13 protein-coding genes are annotated in these 16,137 nt (G+C 62.4%); 6 read left to right on the top strand and 7 right to left on the bottom strand.

Annotated features, from left to right (window positions below; all coding sequences use genetic code 11):
- Together GYH35_RS30360 and GYH35_RS30355 are read right to left on the bottom strand one after the other, a co-directional pair.
- Window positions 1-315, bottom strand: coding sequence for an antibiotic biosynthesis monooxygenase family protein (locus GYH35_RS30360; protein WP_161830375.1), 315 nt, complete (start codon window positions 313-315; stop codon window positions 1-3).
- A gap of 85 nt (window positions 316-400) precedes the next feature.
- Entirely contained in the window at window positions 401-871 is a 471-nt protein-coding gene (locus GYH35_RS30355) for a c-type cytochrome (protein ID WP_161810008.1), read from the bottom strand.
- Window positions 872-1,089: 218 nt separating this feature from the next.
- On the opposite strand from GYH35_RS30355, the gene GYH35_RS30350 reads away from it, so the two are divergent.
- A complete protein-coding gene (locus GYH35_RS30350; RefSeq protein ID WP_161810007.1) occupies window positions 1,090-1,479 on the top strand; it encodes a hypothetical protein in 390 nt (129 codons plus the stop codon).
- Here GYH35_RS30350 and GYH35_RS30345 read toward each other — a convergent pair.
- Window positions 1,473-2,744 carry a metal-dependent hydrolase gene (locus tag GYH35_RS30345; protein WP_161810006.1) on the bottom strand — a complete coding sequence of 424 codons (1,272 nt, stop codon included), beginning with the start codon at window positions 2,742-2,744 and terminating at the stop codon, window positions 1,473-1,475. The genes GYH35_RS30350 and GYH35_RS30345 overlap by 7 nt on opposite strands.
- A gap of 123 nt (window positions 2,745-2,867) precedes the next feature.
- Between GYH35_RS30345 and GYH35_RS30340 the strand changes: the two genes are divergently transcribed.
- The 3 genes from GYH35_RS30340 to GYH35_RS30330 all read left to right on the top strand — a co-directional run bounded on the left by GYH35_RS30340 (window position 2,868) and on the right by GYH35_RS30330 (window position 8,274).
- Entirely contained in the window at window positions 2,868-4,259 is a 1,392-nt protein-coding gene (locus GYH35_RS30340; protein WP_161810005.1) for a GntP family permease, read from the top strand.
- Between the two features lie 11 nt (window positions 4,260-4,270).
- Window positions 4,271-5,563: a serine hydrolase domain-containing protein gene (locus GYH35_RS30335; protein WP_202624868.1), complete on the top strand. Its 1,293-nt coding sequence runs from the start codon at window positions 4,271-4,273 to the stop codon at window positions 5,561-5,563.
- A gap of 92 nt (window positions 5,564-5,655) precedes the next feature.
- Window positions 5,656-8,274: a GAF domain-containing hybrid sensor histidine kinase/response regulator gene (locus GYH35_RS30330; protein WP_161830374.1), complete on the top strand. Its 2,619-nt coding sequence runs from the start codon at window positions 5,656-5,658 to the stop codon at window positions 8,272-8,274.
- Here GYH35_RS30330 and GYH35_RS30325 read toward each other — a convergent pair.
- Window positions 8,271-8,918 (bottom strand): hypothetical protein, encoded by a 648-nt coding sequence (locus GYH35_RS30325; protein WP_161830373.1) that lies wholly within the window; start codon window positions 8,916-8,918, stop codon window positions 8,271-8,273. The genes GYH35_RS30330 and GYH35_RS30325 overlap by 4 nt on opposite strands.
- Before the next feature lie 186 nt (window positions 8,919-9,104).
- On the opposite strand from GYH35_RS30325, the gene GYH35_RS30320 reads away from it, so the two are divergent.
- On the top strand, window positions 9,105-9,743 hold the full coding sequence (locus GYH35_RS30320) for a hypothetical protein (protein WP_161830372.1): 639 nt from the start codon (window positions 9,105-9,107) through the stop codon (window positions 9,741-9,743).
- Here GYH35_RS30320 and GYH35_RS30315 read toward each other — a convergent pair.
- A complete protein-coding gene (locus GYH35_RS30315) occupies window positions 9,712-10,890 on the bottom strand; it encodes a DUF711 family protein (protein WP_161830371.1) in 1,179 nt (392 codons plus the stop codon). The genes GYH35_RS30320 and GYH35_RS30315 overlap by 32 nt on opposite strands.
- A 73-nt stretch (window positions 10,891-10,963) precedes the next feature.
- Window positions 10,964-13,873, bottom strand: a complete 2,910-nt coding sequence (locus tag GYH35_RS30310; RefSeq protein ID WP_202624866.1) for a patatin-like phospholipase family protein — start codon at window positions 13,871-13,873, stop codon at window positions 10,964-10,966.
- 161 nt (window positions 13,874-14,034) lie between these two features.
- Here GYH35_RS30310 and GYH35_RS30305 point away from each other — a divergent pair, with 161 nt between their 5' ends.
- Entirely contained in the window at window positions 14,035-15,063 is a 1,029-nt protein-coding gene (locus GYH35_RS30305) for a hypothetical protein (RefSeq protein ID WP_161830370.1), read from the top strand.
- Here GYH35_RS30305 and GYH35_RS30300 read toward each other — a convergent pair whose 3' ends face one another.
- Window positions 15,064-16,089 carry a PstS family phosphate ABC transporter substrate-binding protein gene (locus tag GYH35_RS30300; RefSeq protein ID WP_161809999.1) on the bottom strand — a complete coding sequence of 342 codons (1,026 nt, stop codon included), beginning with the start codon at window positions 16,087-16,089 and terminating at the stop codon, window positions 15,064-15,066.
- Window positions 16,090-16,137 lie beyond the last annotated feature (48 nt).

The following is a 16,137-nucleotide window of genomic DNA, read 5'->3' as shown; positions in this document are numbered from 1 at the left end:
TTATTCCGGAGCGATGTCCTCGATGATTTCGTAGTGCCGCACCGTGTGATCGTAGTCGTTCAACGCGGCAACAGCTCCGGGCTCCACGACCGCCCGGCTAGGATCGGCGCCCGCGAAAGCGCGCACTGCTTCCATCGATTGCCAGCGCGTCAGAACCACGAACTCAACCTGCTCGCCATCCTCACGTTTGCTCAGCGTCGCGCCGAGAAATCCCGGGACGTTGCGCAGCTCCGGCACGACGTTCGTTCTGAAGTGAGTTGGATACTGGGCAGTCCGCGATCGAGCGGCGCGGCCGCGCCATTCACGAATGATCATGCAACCTCCCGATTATTCCGCGCAAAAAAAGCGCCCGGAGAGCGTAGCTCACCCGGGCGCTTTTGATGGCGGGCGGTCGGAGCGATCAGTGCTCTTCGGCGCGGAATGTTTCGTGGCAGCCCTTGCAGGTCTTGCCGGTGTCGGCGAACGCGGTCTTGATGGCGGCAACGTTGCCGCTGTTGGCGGCGGTCTGCAGCTTGGGAGCGGCATTCGCGAAGTTCGTCATCGCGGTCTTGAACTCGGCGGGCTTGGTCCAGATCTCGGCCTTGGCCTGCGTCTTGCCGGCTTCCGGGCCGGAGCCTGCCGGGAACCACTTCTCCTGAGTCGCGGCGGCGTCGTTCACCACCTTCGCGGCGGTCTTGATCGCAGCCAGGTCCGGCTGGTCGTTCTTGATCTGATCGCGGATCACTTTGAAGGAATCGCCGAGCTCGTGGTAATGGTCGTGGCGGGCCTTCTGCAGTTCTTTGACGTTGGCCGGCTCGGAGGCCTGGGCCACCAGCGCGAGAGCGGGGGCCAGCAAGGTCGCGAACACGGCGGTACGAAGCACTCGATTCATGGATGACACCTGGCAGTTATGGCTGGGACAGAACAACAGGAACAATTTGGGCCACCAGCTTAGCCATCTTTCGCTGACAGCATGCTGACTTTTCTGTCATGCAGGCTCGCGTCGGAGTGGGCTGACAAAGCTTCACGCGCCTTGACCGAGTTGTTACCGAATCGCATTCGTCGGTCGCGCGCCCTGGGCTATGCTTTGGCACACCACAGGGAGAACCAATGAACAAGACACGAGCATGGATTATCGCGGCCGCCGCAATTGTGTTAGGCGCCTGCTCCACCACACCGACCCAGCCACCAGCGCCGAAAGGCGCGGACCTCACCGGCAATTGGGTGCTCACCACTGAGAGCCAGATGGGCGCGCAGGATGCACAAATGACCGTGCGCCAGACCGGCTCCGCGCTGGCGGGCACGATCACTGGCCAAGCGGGCAGCGTCGATTACCAGGGCACGGTGAATGGCGCCGCAGTGGCGTTCGACTTCACCATCAGTGTCCAGGGGACCGACCTGAAGCTCGACTACACCGGCACGGTGGAAGGCGACACCATGAAAGGCAAGGCGGTATTCGGCCAGTTCGGCGAAGGCACGTTCACGGCCAAGCGTCAATAACCTCGCAACAGATCGCGCCTCGGCTCGACCCAGTTCGGCACGAGGCGCGGGCAGTTCGGTGGATCGGCGATGACGATCTCCGCGAAGCCCAGTTCGGGCTCGCGGTCGTAACGCAGGTCGCCGAGCACCAGACCTTCTTTGACGTTCGCGAGCCACGGCATGCGAATGAAGCGGAACGCAGCGGCCGCTTCGCAATTTTTTTGCGCCAGATCCACCAATCGTGCAAGCGGCGTGCTGATCTGACCGTACCACTTCACCTGCGCCGCGCTTTCCTTGGGAACCGGCACGAGCGGCGCAGTGATTTCGATATCGAGGCTGCGGCTGAGGCATCTATCGGCCGTCAGCAAGCCGGGCGCCATGGTGAGCATCGCTCGCCGTATGACCGCGGTGTCCGCTTCCTTTTGCAGCATCATGACTTCCCAGCATGCCGGATTGACGGGCATGGGCGTGACGATGCGATCGACCAGCGTGCTGTCCGGGAACTGTTGAGCCGCGACCGCATCGATTCGCGATCTGGCCGCCTGCGCGGTGATTGCGAACATCGCCGTCGAGCCGAGCCAGACGATGACGCTGGCTGCGAGCGCGACATTGGCCGATGCGCGTTGGCCGATCAGCAGCATCCCTGCGACCAACAAGGAATAGGCCGCAGCCAATGGCCGCGGCACCATGCCGGTCAAAAAGCACAATGCAATCGCTGCGACCATGAGCAGCAGCACTGCGAAGCGCGCAATGTGCGTTTTGAAGATGAACGCCAGCGGCGCGCAGGCCGCCCAGAACAACGGTTCGATGATGAAGACCGAATCGCCATAGAACCAACGGTTGTCGACCGGCCAGAACGGATGGACGCCGTAGTTGTTGGTGAAGTCCATCGCGATGTGAAGCAGCGGTGTGAACGACAACACCGCGGCCAGCAGGGCGTAGTCCTGCGATGAAGCTTGCAAGCCCCGCCGTCTCAACCACCAGCGTGTAATCGCGAGCGCCGCCGCCCCGAGCAGCAACGCGACCAGGATCGTATGTGTATGGCCGCGATGGTGGAGCAGGTAGTTGAGATCGGCGCCGAAGAACGAATACAGCAGATCGGCATCGGGCAGGTTGCTGCCGATCGCCGCCAGCGTGACACACAGGTTGCGACGGGTGATCGCGGGCAGCGTGCTGTTCTGGCTCGGTGCGACTCGGGCCGCAACTTCACCGACCAGCGTGCCGATGATGGTGTGAGTAACGTTATCCATCCGGCCAGTGTACTGATAGCGCCGGGCGGTTGACACGCGCCGCCCCGGCAAGGCAAGCTGGCCGAAAATCATCATCTGATGAATTAATTCCGATCCGGCCAGCAATGGCCATGACGGGGGGCGCGCGACCGCGACAGCGATTGCGCCGTGAGGGGCGCAATGACTTTCGCCATCGTCCTGCTTGCGTTGGTATTGCTCATGCTGGCTGCGTATCGCGGCTATAGCGTGATCTTGTTCGCGCCGCTGGCGGCTTTGCTGGCCGTGCTGCTGACCGATCCTGCCGCCGTGCCTGCGGTGTTCACCGGCCTGTTCATGGAGCGGATGGTCGGATTCCTGAAGCTTTATTTCCCGGTGTTCCTGCTCGGCGCGGTGTTCGGGAAGCTGATCGAGCTGTCGGGGTTCTCGCAGTCCATCGCCGCCGCCGTGATTCGCCTGGTCGGCCAGGAGCGCTCGATTCTTTCCATCGTGCTGGTGTGTGCGCTGCTGACGTACGGCGGCGTCTCGCTGTTCGTCGTGGTGTTCGCGGTTTATCCCTTCGCCGCCGAGATGTTTCGTCGCGGAGATATTCCGAAGCGCCTGATCCCGGGCACGATCGCGTTGGGTGCGTTCACGTTCACGATGGATTCGCTGCCCGGCACGCCGCAGATCCAGAACATCATTCCAACGACTTTCTTCGGCACGACCACCTGGGCTGCGCCATTGCTCGGCACGATCGGCGGCGGCTTCATCCTGACGTGCGGCTTGTTGTACCTGGAGTGGCGGCGTCGGCAAGCGCTGCTTAGTGGCGAAGGTTACGGCACGGGACACAGCAACGAGCCGGAACAAGTGACGATGGGCAATTCCGTGCATCCGCTCATGGCCATTCTGCCGTTGCTGGTGGTCGGCATTTCCAACCTATTCCTGACGCGACTCATCCCGCGACTTTACGAACCGACGATCGAGACTCACCTCGAAGGGCTCGCGCAGCCGTTGGTCACGCAGTTGTCGAGCGTCGTGGCGATCTGGGCCGTGATGGGCGCGTTGTTGTTGGGCATCGTGACGGTGTTGTTGTTTGCCTTCCGTCCGGTTGTCACGAAGTTTGCCGAGGGGACGAAGACGGCGGTCGGTGGCGCATTGCTGGCGTCGATGAATACCGCGTCCGAGTATGGCTTCGGCGCGGTCATTGCGGCGTTGCCGGGGTTTCTGATCATTCGTGACGCGTTGATGTCGATTCCCGATCCGCTGGTGAACGAAGCGATCACGGTCACCGCTCTCGCGGGCATCACCGGCTCGGCGTCGGGCGGGCTCAGCATCGCACTCGCCGCCATGTCCGAACATTTCATGTCGGCGGCGCAAGCTGCGGGCATTCCGCCTGAGGTGTTGCATCGAGTGGCGGCGATGGCCAGCGGCGGCATGGATACGTTGCCTCACAACGGCGCCGTGATCACCTTGCTTGCCGTCACGGGCCTCACGCATCGGCAATCGTACAAAGACATCTTCGCCATCACCTGCGTGAAGACGCTGGCCGTGTTCTTCGTCATCGGCGTGTACTACGCCACGGGCATCGTTTGAGCTTACCAAGCATGAAGAAATATCTCGGTGGGATGCTGGCTGCGGCATTGACGATCGCCGGTGGGCCGACCCTCGCGGCGCCACTGCCCAAAGCTGCGAAGCCGGAAGCTGTCGGACTCTCTTCGCAACGTTTGCAGCGGCTGACCGATGCATTCAATGCGGACGTGCAGAGCGGCAAGATCCCCGGCGCGGTCGTGATGGTCATGCGACAAGGCAAGGTCGCCTACGCCCAGAGCTTCGGCTTCCAGGATCGGGCGGCGAACAGCACCATGCGTGCCGACTCGATCTTTCGTATCGCTTCGATGACCAAGCCGATCACCATGGTCGCGGCGCTGATGCTGGCGGAGGAAGGCAAGCTGCAGCTGATGGATCCGGCATCCGTCTATCTGCCGCAACTGAAGAACCTGCAAGTGGGCGTCGAGGTCAAGGAAGGCAGCGGCGAGCGTCGTCTGGCGCTCGAGCCGGCGCGTCGTGAAATGACGGTTCAGGATCTCATGCGCCATACCTCGGGCATGACCTACGGAATTTTCGGCGACTCGTTGGTGCAGCGGGCCTATCGCGCGGCCGGCACGATGGACGACCAGCAAACCAATGCTCAGATGATCGACAAGCTGGCGCAGTTGCCGCTGGCGTTTCAGCCGGGCGCGGCGTTCGAGTACGGCATGTCGAACGACGTCATCGGCCGGATCGTCGAAGTGCAGAGCGGGCTGGATCTGAATCGATTCATCGTCGAGCGCATCGCCAGGCCGCTCGGTATGCGTGACACCTCATTCCTGTTGGACGCCGAGCAAACGGCGCGATTGGCGCAGGCGCAATCGGCGCCGGGCGCACCGCCGTTGATCATTGGATACAACCCCGCGAAGCCGCCGAAATGGTTCTCTGGCGGCGGCGGCTTGTTATCGACCGCCGAGGATTACGCCCGCTTTTGCCAGATGCTGTTGAATGGCGGCGAGCTGGAGGGTGTCAGATTGCTGTCACGAAAGAGCGTCGAGCTCATGACCAGCAATCATCTTCCGCCTGATGCCACCTATGGGGCATTCACTCTGGAGTTGGGATTGACCGCGCCCTTGCCCCAATACGGACAAGGCTATGGACTCGGCGTCGGCGTGCGTAAGGAGGCGGGCCGAAGCATGGTGCCCGGCTCGCTCGGAGATTATTACTGGGGCGGCGCGACCGGTCCCTACTTCTGGGTCGATCCGCAGGAAAAACTGGTTGCCGTCATGATGCTGCAAGCATCGGACATTCAGCTGCGCACTCATTACCGATCGTTGTTGCGCAACCTGGTGTATCAGGCCTTGCAGTAACATTCTGCCCGTTCGCGCCAAATGTTTTAAATCACGGAAAATCGCGCTGGCGCTGCGTTGACCGGCACGCACGAAGGCGGCACCCTTCGGGCGTGAGCACCTCGCCTGTCATTCGTGTGGAAGGATCTGCCGACTTTTTGAGCGGGGGCGGCGAGATGGGGGAGCTCATCCGCGCGTTCGAATGGGAGCGCACTTCCCTGGGCGCGCCCGAACAATGGCCGCAGTCGTTGCGGACCGCGCTGAGAATCCTGCTCACCACGCATCATCCGGCCTGCGTTTTCTGGGGCCCGGAGCTCATTTGCTTTTACAACGACGCTTATCGCGGCGCGCTCGGGCCGGAGCGTCACCCGGCGATGCTCGGCGCTTCATTACGGCAAGTGTGGTCTGAAACGTGGTCTGTGATGGGACCGCAGATCGAGCGTGTGATGTCGGGCGCCGGCGCGACCTGGGCCGAAGACCATCTGGTCATGATTCCGCGCTTCGGTCAGCGCGAGGAAATCTACTGGACCTACAGCTTCAGCCCCATCGATGACACGGACGCCGCAAGCCACGTCGGCGGCATCATGGTCCTGTGCATGGAGACCACCAGGAAGGTGCGCGCCGAGCGGCAGCTGGCATTTCAGCTGGCGCTGAGCGACAAGCTGCGCAGCCTGAGCGACGCGTCCGAAATCATGCTGACCGCCGCGGAAATGGTCGGCCGCCAACTCGGCGCGGGGCGCGTCGGTTACGGCGAGATCGAAAGTTCGGGCAAGAGCGCGCTGGTCGTTTGCGATTGGACGGCGCCGGGCATGGCCAGCCTCGCTGGAGAGCATCGACTCACCGATTTCGGAATGAACCTGGTTCGGGAGCTGCAAGCCGGTCATATCGTGCGGCTCGAGGACGGCTTCAACGATCCGCTGACGAAGGATGCGAGCGGGGCGAATGTCTATCGCGCGATCGGTGCGCGCTCCGGCATTACGGTGCCGCTGATCAAGGGCGGACGATTGGTCGGTGCTTTATACGTGCATCAGGCCGAGCCACGTCGTTGGACCGACGATGAAGTCAGGTTGGCTCGAGAGACCGCCGAGCGCACCTGGGAAGCTGTGGAACGTGCACGAGCCGAGAATGCCCTTCGACAGCTCAACGCGACGCTCGAACAACGGGTTGAAGATGCAGTTGCTCAGCGCAAGCTATGGGGCGAACTGCTCGACTCGGTGACGGCCTTGGTCGCCGCTGTCAGCAACGACTATCGATACCTGGCGATGAACAAGGCGTACGCCGATCGCTTCGAGCGTCGCCTCGGCGTGCGGCCACAGGTCGGTGAGAGCCTGCTGGAGCTGATGAAGACGCAGCGCGAGCAACTTGCGTTGTCGGGGAGTCGTTGGAGTCGCGCGCTGGCTGGAGAGGAATTCACGCTGATCGAACCGGCTGCGCCCAGCGACGGCGATCCGGATCGGCATTTCGAGATTACCTACACCTCGTTGCGCGATCCTTCAGGACGCGTGATCGGCGCTTTTCAGTATGCGCAGGACGTCACCGAGCGATTGCGGGACCAGCAGCGACTGAGCGAAGCGGAAGAGTCGCTGCGCCAATCTCAGAAGATGGAAGCGGTCGGCCAGCTCACCGGCGGCATCGCGCATGACTTCAACAATCTGCTGACGGGCATCATCGGCTCGCTCGACATGATGCAAAGGAAGCTGGCGCGCGGCCAGCAGATCGATGTGAACGCTTATGTCTCGGCGGCGATGACCGCTGCGAATCGAGCGGCCGCGCTGACTCATCGCCTGCTCGCGTTCTCTCGTCGCCAGGCGCTCGATCCGCGTCCCGTGCATGTGAATCGCTTGATCTTCGGCATGGAGGAGTTGCTGCGCCGGACGCTGGGCGAGGCGATCGCCCTGGAGTTCGTCGAAAAGCCCGATCTCTGGCTCACGCGCTGCGACCAGAATCAACTGGAAAGCGCGCTGCTGAATCTGACCATCAATGCGCGCGACGCCATGCCGCAAGGCGGCAAGCTCATCATCCAAACATCCAACGAACATCTCGAGGATGCGCACGAAGCGAAACTGCGCGATGTGATGCCGGGCGACTACATCGCCATCTCCGTGTGCGATAACGGCGTGGGCATGTCGCCGGAAGTGATGAGCCGCGCGTTCGATCCTTTCTTCACCACCAAGCCCATCGGTCAAGGGACCGGGCTCGGCTTGTCCATGATCTATGGATTCACCCGGCAATCGGGCGGCTACGCAAAAATCCAGTCGGAACTGGCCAGGGGCACCACGGTCAAGCTTTATCTGCCGCGATATCACGGCGAGCATGAGTTCTCACAAGAGCCGGATCCCGCGCCGGTCACGCTGCTGCCCGCCGGCCGTGAGGAAGTGGTGCTGGTCGTCGAGGACGAGCAGGTGGTGCGCGATCTGGTCGTCGACCTGCTGGCCGAGTTGGGTTATCGATCCTTGCAGGCGGTCGATGGGCCGAGCGGGCTCGCCATCGCACTCTCGGATGTGCGTATCGACTTGCTGATCTCGGATGTGGGCCTGCCTGGTTTCAATGGACGCCAGCTCGCCGACGCGGCCTGTGCGCATCGTCCGGATCTGAAAGTGCTGTTCATCACCGGCTATGCGCACAATGCCGCGGTCAGCAACGATTTGCTGGCGCCGGGCATGCAGATGATCACCAAACCGTTCGCGCTGGAAACCTTGGCGGAACGCATCCGCGACATGATCGAGGGCTAGCGCTTCAGCGGGTCCTTGGCCGGCACCAACGCTGAAACAATCAAGCGCGGCGAGCCGATGTTTCCAAAGACCGACGAGCAGCGGATGTTGTCCTTCACGACTTGCACGGACATGCGCGGCAGGATCTGCCGGCGCAGTTGCTCGACGAGCTCGCAGTCGCCTCGCTCCAGGCGCATGTAGCGATCGCGAGCGAACGACACCTTCTTCCACACGGCGGGAAAGCGTTCCAGATCCACGGCGCTGGGGAGTTGAGCGCCATTCACACGCGCAACCAGCTCGTCCTTCGAGTCATGGGTGGTGAGCTCGCGGATGTTCTCTTCGGACGCGATCACCGGCGATTGCATCGATATCTGAAAGCGGGCGATGCCCAGCTGTTCGTCGCAAACGTAACTTTCCAATCGCACGTTCTCGCGAGCGCCGACCGTGCGCAGGATGATTTCCAATTTGTCTTCGAGGCTCCGGCACGAGTACATCGTGCTGTAGCCGCGATACTCAAAAGCCACCTGCTGGGCCTTCCATACGGCCGTGACTTCTTCTTCGGTCGAGTCGGCCATGACGACGGCCGGAACAATAGCGAGCAACGCCGCGAGCATGTAGCTCCAGCGCCTCACCAGGGACCCATGTCTGACAAAAAAGGTCCGCATCGTTCCTCCAACGTCACATCGCGACTGCGAATGTTAGTTCAGCTGCATTTCAGGGGGATAACTGTAGGGCGGGCAGTTGCTACGCGCCATGGCCTGTCGGCCAACAGCGCGCACTTGCCGGTGAAACGAGTATGATGGCTCACCGCAGCACAATCGGGCCTGAGCCCGAGATAAGGGGAGCGGGATATGGACAAAAGGTCCAAGGATGCCTGGGAAGGCTGGTCCATCGTCGGCGCTGTGGCAATCGCGCTGACTTTGGTCGTGACCATGGAAGCAATGATGGCGGGCGGGCCTGTCGAGGGCGTTCGCGGCATCATTCGGGCAACGGCCCGCAGCTCGTTTACTTTGTTCTCGCTGGCGTTTACCGCGTCGGCGGCTTGTTACTTCTGGCCGAACACCTGGACCCGCTGGCAGCTGCGCAATCGCCGCTACCTCGGCGTCTCGTTCGCGCTCTCGCATTTCGTTCACCTGCTCGCCCTGTTCGCGCTCGGTCGGATCGCGCCGGCGGAGCTGGCGGCAGGAACAAATGCGATCACGTGGATCTTTGGCGGGCTGGCCTATGTGTTCATCGGGCTGATGACCGCGACCTCGTTCGACAGCACCGCTCGACTCATCAGCCCGCGCGCGTGGTCGCTGCTTCACACCGTGGGCTCGTACTACATCTGGCTGATCTTCGCGAACAGTTACCTGGCTCGCGCAGTTTCTAGTCCGGCCTACATTCCAGCCGGAGCGCTCGTGATATTCACACTCGGCCTGCGCATCGCCGCTCGCGTGTCACGGTCGCGAGCCAGGCTCAGTCCAGCTTCATTACGACCGAATCGGTGAGCACCGGATCGTCGAAGCGAGCCAGGTCGCCGGCTTTCTTGCCGGGGACGAGGAACAGGCGAGCGGAGAGAGGTTTGCGAAGACGCGTTGCGAGCGACGCGACGTCTCGAAGCAGGCCGTCGATGCTATCGGGCGAGGTGTTGCCGGGGATCGGCACGACGTCCAGGCCGGTGCCGCACACGCTCGAGTACAGCAGCACATCGCGAATACTGTAGCGATTCTCACCGGCGCGCTGAGCGAGCAGGGGGTCTTCGAGGACGGGCAGCATGAGCCCGGAATAGCCGCAGGTGCGAACGGACACCGACTTCAGCGCCGCAGTGACGATGGAGCAAGCTTCGAGCGTGCCGGCGCTGCCGAACGGCGTGCGAGTGAGCGCTTCGATAGCGGCGGCGATACTGCGATCTTTCGCCGGCGCGGGTGATGTGTCGATGCCGAGATACTGACGGCGTTCACGCTGGGCGAGCTCATTCGCGAGTCTTTCAACCGGCGTGAGCACTTCGTTCAGCGCACTTCTCAATTTCTCGATTGGATCATCGCCGGTGCGCATCGAAGCGAACGCCCATTCGACGACCGACGCCCCTTCCAAGCCAAGCGCAAACGACGCCGGACCTTGATGCCAGGCGACGGGGAAGAACGGTGTGCCGGGAGGAATGTTCGCAGCGGCGGCGAACCGGAAGTTCGCCATGCCGTCGGCAAGTGCGTTCGCCAGAGCGATCATGATCTTCGCCGTGGTCGCGGCGACCTTTGGCAACACACCGCCATTCGGCGTGGCGATCGCGGTCGAGAAGCTGATGGACTGAGTGCCCTTCACTAGCGCTTGCGACCATTCCACCAGGCTGTCGTCCGATCGATCCTCGGTGAGGATGGGGCCGATGTTGAAGATCGCCCCTTGTGACGCGACCAGCTCATCGATCCGACGCAACTGATCCAGCGCCTGGTCCCGCGCAGCCGGCGTGAGCGATGCAATGACTGGGTTCACCGCCACGCGAACGGTTTGAACTTCATAGCCCGCACTTTCGAAAGCTCGCCTGGCGCGCGTGAGAAAGGCGACGCCCGCTTCGACGCGATCGAGCTCGAGGGCCGGGCTCAGCTCCACGCCTGCAGTGATGGTTCGTACTCGCACCGGATTCAACGTTGACGCTGCCACAGAATCACTCACCTTCGACAAAGACAAACCTGTTGCGCCCAACATCCAAAGGATGTCGCGCCGTGATGGCATCTCACTCGTCGTCCAGTAACGTGCGAGACAGGGGCGGTGCCTCGCGTTCCTTGAAGGCCCGGCGCTTCCGGTTCGGGCTCATGTAGTTCGCGACACGCGCGAAGAAGTCGCCGAAGTCCTGCGGCGGCATGCCGCGCAGGATCTGCTCCAGCGAATGGAAGCCCAGCGCCCGATAGCTCTCGAACTGCGACTCGCTGAACCACTGATCGCTGGTGGGCTCATGCGGGAACGAGTCGACCGTCCGGCTATAACTGTACACGTCATAGGGCACCGGGTGCTCGCCCCGTCCGCGCAAGGTGGGCTTGATGTACAGCAACCGGCCGGGCGGCGTGCCCTTGTCGACGGCATCGTAATCGATACGAGCGGTCGCGCAGTACAGGCCCTGCCTGGCGGCGCTGTTGGGATAGATCTCGATCTCTTTCTCGAACTTGATGGGAATGCCGAAGTCGATGCGGATCTTGCGGATCGCGTTGCCCAGGTCGCCGAGCTTGGCGTCCGGGTCGCAGCCGGCGTCGCAGACCATGATGTACCGGCAGCGACGCAGCACCACTTCATACAGGCCGAGATTGTCGAAGTGGCCGCCATCGGACAGGTTCACGTACTTGAAGTCCGGCGTGGTGTAGCCGAACAACTCGCCGAGCATCGGCGACAACGCCTGGCGCGGGCCAGGCAAGTGATACGCCTTTTCGCCTTGCGCATTGGTGTTGCCGAGCCAGGCGCCCAGCCGGACGTTGAACAACGACATCACAAACGCCAGCGCCGGCGACGAGCAATAACCCATGTGCGGATTGGCGGCGGCGCCCGAGATCGTCACCGCCGTGCCCAACGAGATGCCGCCTTGCCCGCCGTACATTTCAGACGCGCGGTAACCTTCGTGAAAGTTGCCGCAGAAGTAAGGTGTGATCGAGAACGACTCGGCCTTGCGCTCCTGCCATGCAAGATTGCCGTCGCGAAGCACGTTCAATGTGACATTGATCAAAGGCAACAGGCGCTGCGCGCCTTGAGTCGGCCGCAGCTTGTGCATGCGCAGGTTGTCCGATGCGTCGAAGCCGGTGAACGGATCGGGTTCACGATTCGTGTGAGACGCGCCCATGTATGCGCGCACCAGTCGATTGCGATAGAAGCCGTGCAACGAGAAGCGATTCACGTTGACGATCAGGCCCATGATCAGCGCCGCACCCAATAGCACGCCAGGCAGCGTCCAGAACAAGTCGATGTCGGTGTGCTGCAATCCCGAGTGACGCTGCATCGGATTGGTAAAGAGGTGCTCGTCGGCGACGTGTGGGTTGTCGATGACCCAGCCGCCGAGCGCCGCGGTTGTCCACGACATCACCACCACAACGCAGACTATGAAGATCGGTGCCGCCAGCGCCAGCCCAACTCGCTGCATGGTCGAGGGTTTGTCCGTCGTTGTGGTCGTAGTGTTGCTTCGGCTCCCAAGCAAGGCCGCGGCGATACCGGAAATACCGCCTGCCGCGGCAATCAGCAGCTTCAAGGGGCCACCTTCCGTGTCGAATATGCCCGAGAAGACGATCTTGTCGAGCAGATACTGGCCGAACACACACAGCGCGGTGACGACGATCCAGCCCAGCGCGATCGCCAGGATCCAGCCCGACAGCCTGGCCCACCATTCGCGATCCCCATCGTTGACCAGCGCGGCCCTGGCGCCGGTGACGAATGTTTCGCTCATGCTCGCCAGGCCCACGAACAGGGTCCGCGCCAATAGATACAAACCGAGCAGCACCGGCAACGTCAGCATCACATACAAGCCGGGGTGGTTGTAGAACGGCAGCAGCAGGGCACGCACGGCCCACGTCAACAACAATGAAACCGCCAGCCCGGAAATCAGCAGCGCGCCGGACTCGAACTTGCCGGTGTGCACGCACTCGGACGGAATCTTATGGCGCAGCCGATATAGCAGCTCGACGACCAGCCAGCCGACCAACGGGATCGCCGTGCACCAGAGCACCGAGAACATCAGAAGGGGAGCGTTGTCCGCCGACCAGAACGGTGCGTCGAGCACGATGTCGGGGTCCCTTGCATAGCCCAGTCCGGTGAACGACAGCAGCGACGCCGCGGCGACGATCGGAAACACGCAGAGCAACGAATAGCGCTGCGATGGCGTATCGGGGTCTCGCACGAAGCGCCGGTGGTAATAAACAGAAAAGCTCGCCAGCAGCTCCACGATCACCGAGGCGTACATCAGATTCCTTCCCAAGCCCGGGCTGACCGTGCTCTGCACGAGCAGGTACACGCCTTGAGGGATCACGACGAGCGCGGCCAGCAGCGGCAGAATGATCAGCCAGTTCAGCAGCAGATTGCGCACGAAGATGGCCGCGGCGGTCCATGTGTCGGCCGAGAAAAGACCGAGGCGCGGCGTCAAGTAGTTGCTGAACTGGCGCAAGTGATCGACCGGCTTGGGCTCGGGCGCGAGCGGTTTGACCGGCTGCTTGGGGCGGCCGCCGAGCTCCTGAAACACTTCCTCGGCCGTATCTGCTTGCTGCTGTTGTCGGTGAATCCAGGCCTGCAGCCAGCTGGCGATATAACCGCCGCCGGAGACGCTGGAGAGATAGTCGAACTCCGGCAGCAGCTTGTTCTTGGCCAGGGCCTGCAAGACGCCGAGGTTGAACGTGGCGCTGCGAATGCCGCCGCCCGACAGGCACAGCGCGGACAGCGGCGGTTGCGTTTTGCTGCTGTCGGTATCGGCGTCGAGCGTGCCGATCATCTGAAACAACTCGCGCAGGTTGTCCTGATACTGAGCATCGGTGCCGGCGTCGTCCGGCCGCTCCGCGCTGAATTTTGCCGGTTCGAACGATTTCGACGCGCAGTACTCCGGCCGCAACGCTTGCAGCTCGCGCCACAAGACTTCGTTGAAGGTAGCGCGGTCGCCATTCTGGGCGGGCTCGGTCATAGCGGATTCCTTCGCTTGAATGTTTGTTCTGATCTGCTCTGCAGACTGTAGCATGCACATTATTCTTTGCGTTCCGCATTTGCATCGATGCGCGCCACGGATCTATTTTATTCGAGCGCGATGGACGACGGCCCTGATGGAAACGAGAAGGGGAAACAGTCATGAGCGGACGCGGTGCGATCACGGTTGCGATGTGCGCCCTGTTGCTGACAGCCTCGGCCGACGCCGCCGACGCATGGAAGCCGCCTCGCACCGCCGACGGGCAGCCGGACCTGCAAGGGATCTGGACCAACGCGACCATCACGCCGCTGGAACGGCCCAAGGAATTCGGCGAGCGGCTGGTCATCAGCGCCGAGGAGGCCCGGACCATCGAGTCCCAGAACCAGCAATTCAACGACGAGGCGGATGCGCCCACCGATCCCAAGACCCGCACCCAGGACTTACCGAACAGCTGCGGCCTCGGATTCACCGGCGCCGACTGCGGCTATAACAATTTCTGGATTGATCGCGGCCAGAGCGTGGTCGAGGTGAATGGCGAGCGGCGCAGCTCGCTGATCGTCGCGCCCAAGGACGGACGCATTCCGCTCACGCCGGAACGGCAGAATATGCTGCGCGAGCGCTTCATGACGATGCGGACCAATTTCGACGGTCCCGAGGCGCGGCCGCTTGCGGAGCGTTGCCTGTTGGCGTTCGGCTCGAGCTCGGGGCCGCCGATGCTGCCGGTTCTCTACAACAATCATTATCAGATCGTGCAGAGCCGGGACACGGTCATGATCCTGGTGGAGATGGTCCACGACGCGCGCATCATCCGTTTGAATGCCAAGCCGAGCGGCGTGCAGAAATGGATGGGCGATTCCGTCGGCCGCTGGGAAGGCGACACGCTGGTGGTCGAGACCACCAACTTCACCGATAGGGAATCGTTCCGTGGCTCGACGCCGAAGATGAAGATCACCGAGCGCTTCACCCGCGTCGGGCCGGACAAGATCAACTATCGCGTGACGCTGGAAGATCCGGTCGCGTTCTTACAGCCGTGGACCGCCGAGTATCCGTTCTACGCGACCGACGAGCCCATCTACGAATACGCGTGCCACGAAGGCAATTACGCGCTGCCCGGCATCCTTGCCGGGGCGCGTGAAGACGAGAAGAGAAAGCTGCAGGCGAGTGCGCCGTCCGGCAGCGGAGGCAAATAATTACTGCGTCGTCTCGCGCTTCAGCAATTCCTCGATGGTGACGCCCACTTCGGGTACGCCGCCAAACACCGTGCCCAAGCGGTTGTCGTTGAAATGTTGAAGCGCCGTCTTCGCGGCCTCTTCGGGCAGCGGTACGAAGCCCACGTCGGCCGCGAGCGCCGGCCCTTCGGTCAGGTAGTACTCGATGAACTTGCGCACTTCGGGGCGCTGCGCCGACTTGTCGCTCACATAAATGAACAACGGACGCGATAGCGGCTGGTAGCTGCCATCGATCACGGCTGCATTGCTCGGCAGAACCTGAGTGCCATCGTCCTTCTCGATGGGCACGGCGCGCATCCGTTCCTTGTGGCCGATGTAATAGGCGAAGCCGAAGTAGCCAAGCGCGTTCTTGTTGTTCTCCACGCCTTGCACCAGCACGTTGTCGTCTTCGCTCGCGGTGTAATCGCCTCGACTGGACTTTGCTTTGCCGGTCACCGCCTCGGTGAAGTAATCGAACGTGCCCGAATCCGCGCCCGGGCCGAACAGCATCAGCGGCGCATCGGGCCACTCGGGACGCACCTGGTTCCAACGCGTGACCTGGCCTTGCGCGGTCGGCTCCCACATCTTCTTCAGGTCGGCGACGGTGAGCGACTTCACCCAATCGTTCTTGGGATTGACCACGACCGTGATGGCGTCGAACGCCACGGGCAGTTCGATGAAGTTGATGCCGGCGGCGCGGCACATCTCCATTTCCTCTTTGAGGATGGGGCGCGACGCGTTCGAGATATCGATGTCGCCGCGACACAGTTTCTTGAAGCCGCCGCCCGTGCCGGACAGCCCGACGGTCGCGCGCACCGCGCCCCGCTGCTCGACCTGAAATTCCTCCGCGACCGCTTCGGCGATCGGGAACACCGTGCTCGAGCCGTCGATGCGGATGACCGGCGCGTCGCGGCCGGTCGGAGCCGAGCCGTCCTGTTTGCCGCAGCCGGCCAACGCCACGGCCAGCTGAGCGGCGAGTGTCAGAATTGCCAGACGCCGTGCGTTCATGCGAGGGACCTCGTCAGGATAAAACCGCAATATTGCGGGAAATGCCCG

This window comes from Steroidobacter agaridevorans (assembly GCF_009932555.1).
GTDB lineage: Bacteria > Pseudomonadota > Gammaproteobacteria > Steroidobacterales > Steroidobacteraceae > Steroidobacter > Steroidobacter agaridevorans.
Note: the sequence above shows the minus strand (reverse complement) of the source record. Positions and strands in the feature narration are given on the sequence as shown.

Bases quoted from the DNA above. Each gene is read 5' to 3' on its own strand.
- GYH35_RS30360 (WP_161830375.1), bottom strand. From the start codon at position 315: ATGATCATTCGTGAATGGCGCGGCCGCGCCGCTCGATCGCGGACTGCC.
- GYH35_RS30355 (WP_161810008.1), bottom strand. From the start codon at position 871: ATGAATCGAGTGCTTCGTACCGCCGTGTTCGCGACCTTGCTGGCCCCC.
- GYH35_RS30350 (WP_161810007.1), top strand. From the start codon at position 1,090: ATGAACAAGACACGAGCATGGATTATCGCGGCCGCCGCAATTGTGTTA.
- GYH35_RS30340 (WP_161810005.1), top strand. From the start codon at position 2,868: ATGACTTTCGCCATCGTCCTGCTTGCGTTGGTATTGCTCATGCTGGCT.
- GYH35_RS30335 (WP_202624868.1), top strand. From the start codon at position 4,271: ATGAAGAAATATCTCGGTGGGATGCTGGCTGCGGCATTGACGATCGCC.
- GYH35_RS30325 (WP_161830373.1), bottom strand. From the start codon at position 8,918: ATGCGGACCTTTTTTGTCAGACATGGGTCCCTGGTGAGGCGCTGGAGC.
- GYH35_RS30320 (WP_161830372.1), top strand. From the start codon at position 9,105: ATGGACAAAAGGTCCAAGGATGCCTGGGAAGGCTGGTCCATCGTCGGC.
- GYH35_RS30310 (WP_202624866.1), bottom strand. From the start codon at position 13,873: ATGACCGAGCCCGCCCAGAATGGCGACCGCGCTACCTTCAACGAAGTC.
- GYH35_RS30305 (WP_161830370.1), top strand. From the start codon at position 14,035: ATGAGCGGACGCGGTGCGATCACGGTTGCGATGTGCGCCCTGTTGCTG.
- GYH35_RS30300 (WP_161809999.1), bottom strand. From the start codon at position 16,089: ATGAACGCACGGCGTCTGGCAATTCTGACACTCGCCGCTCAGCTGGCC.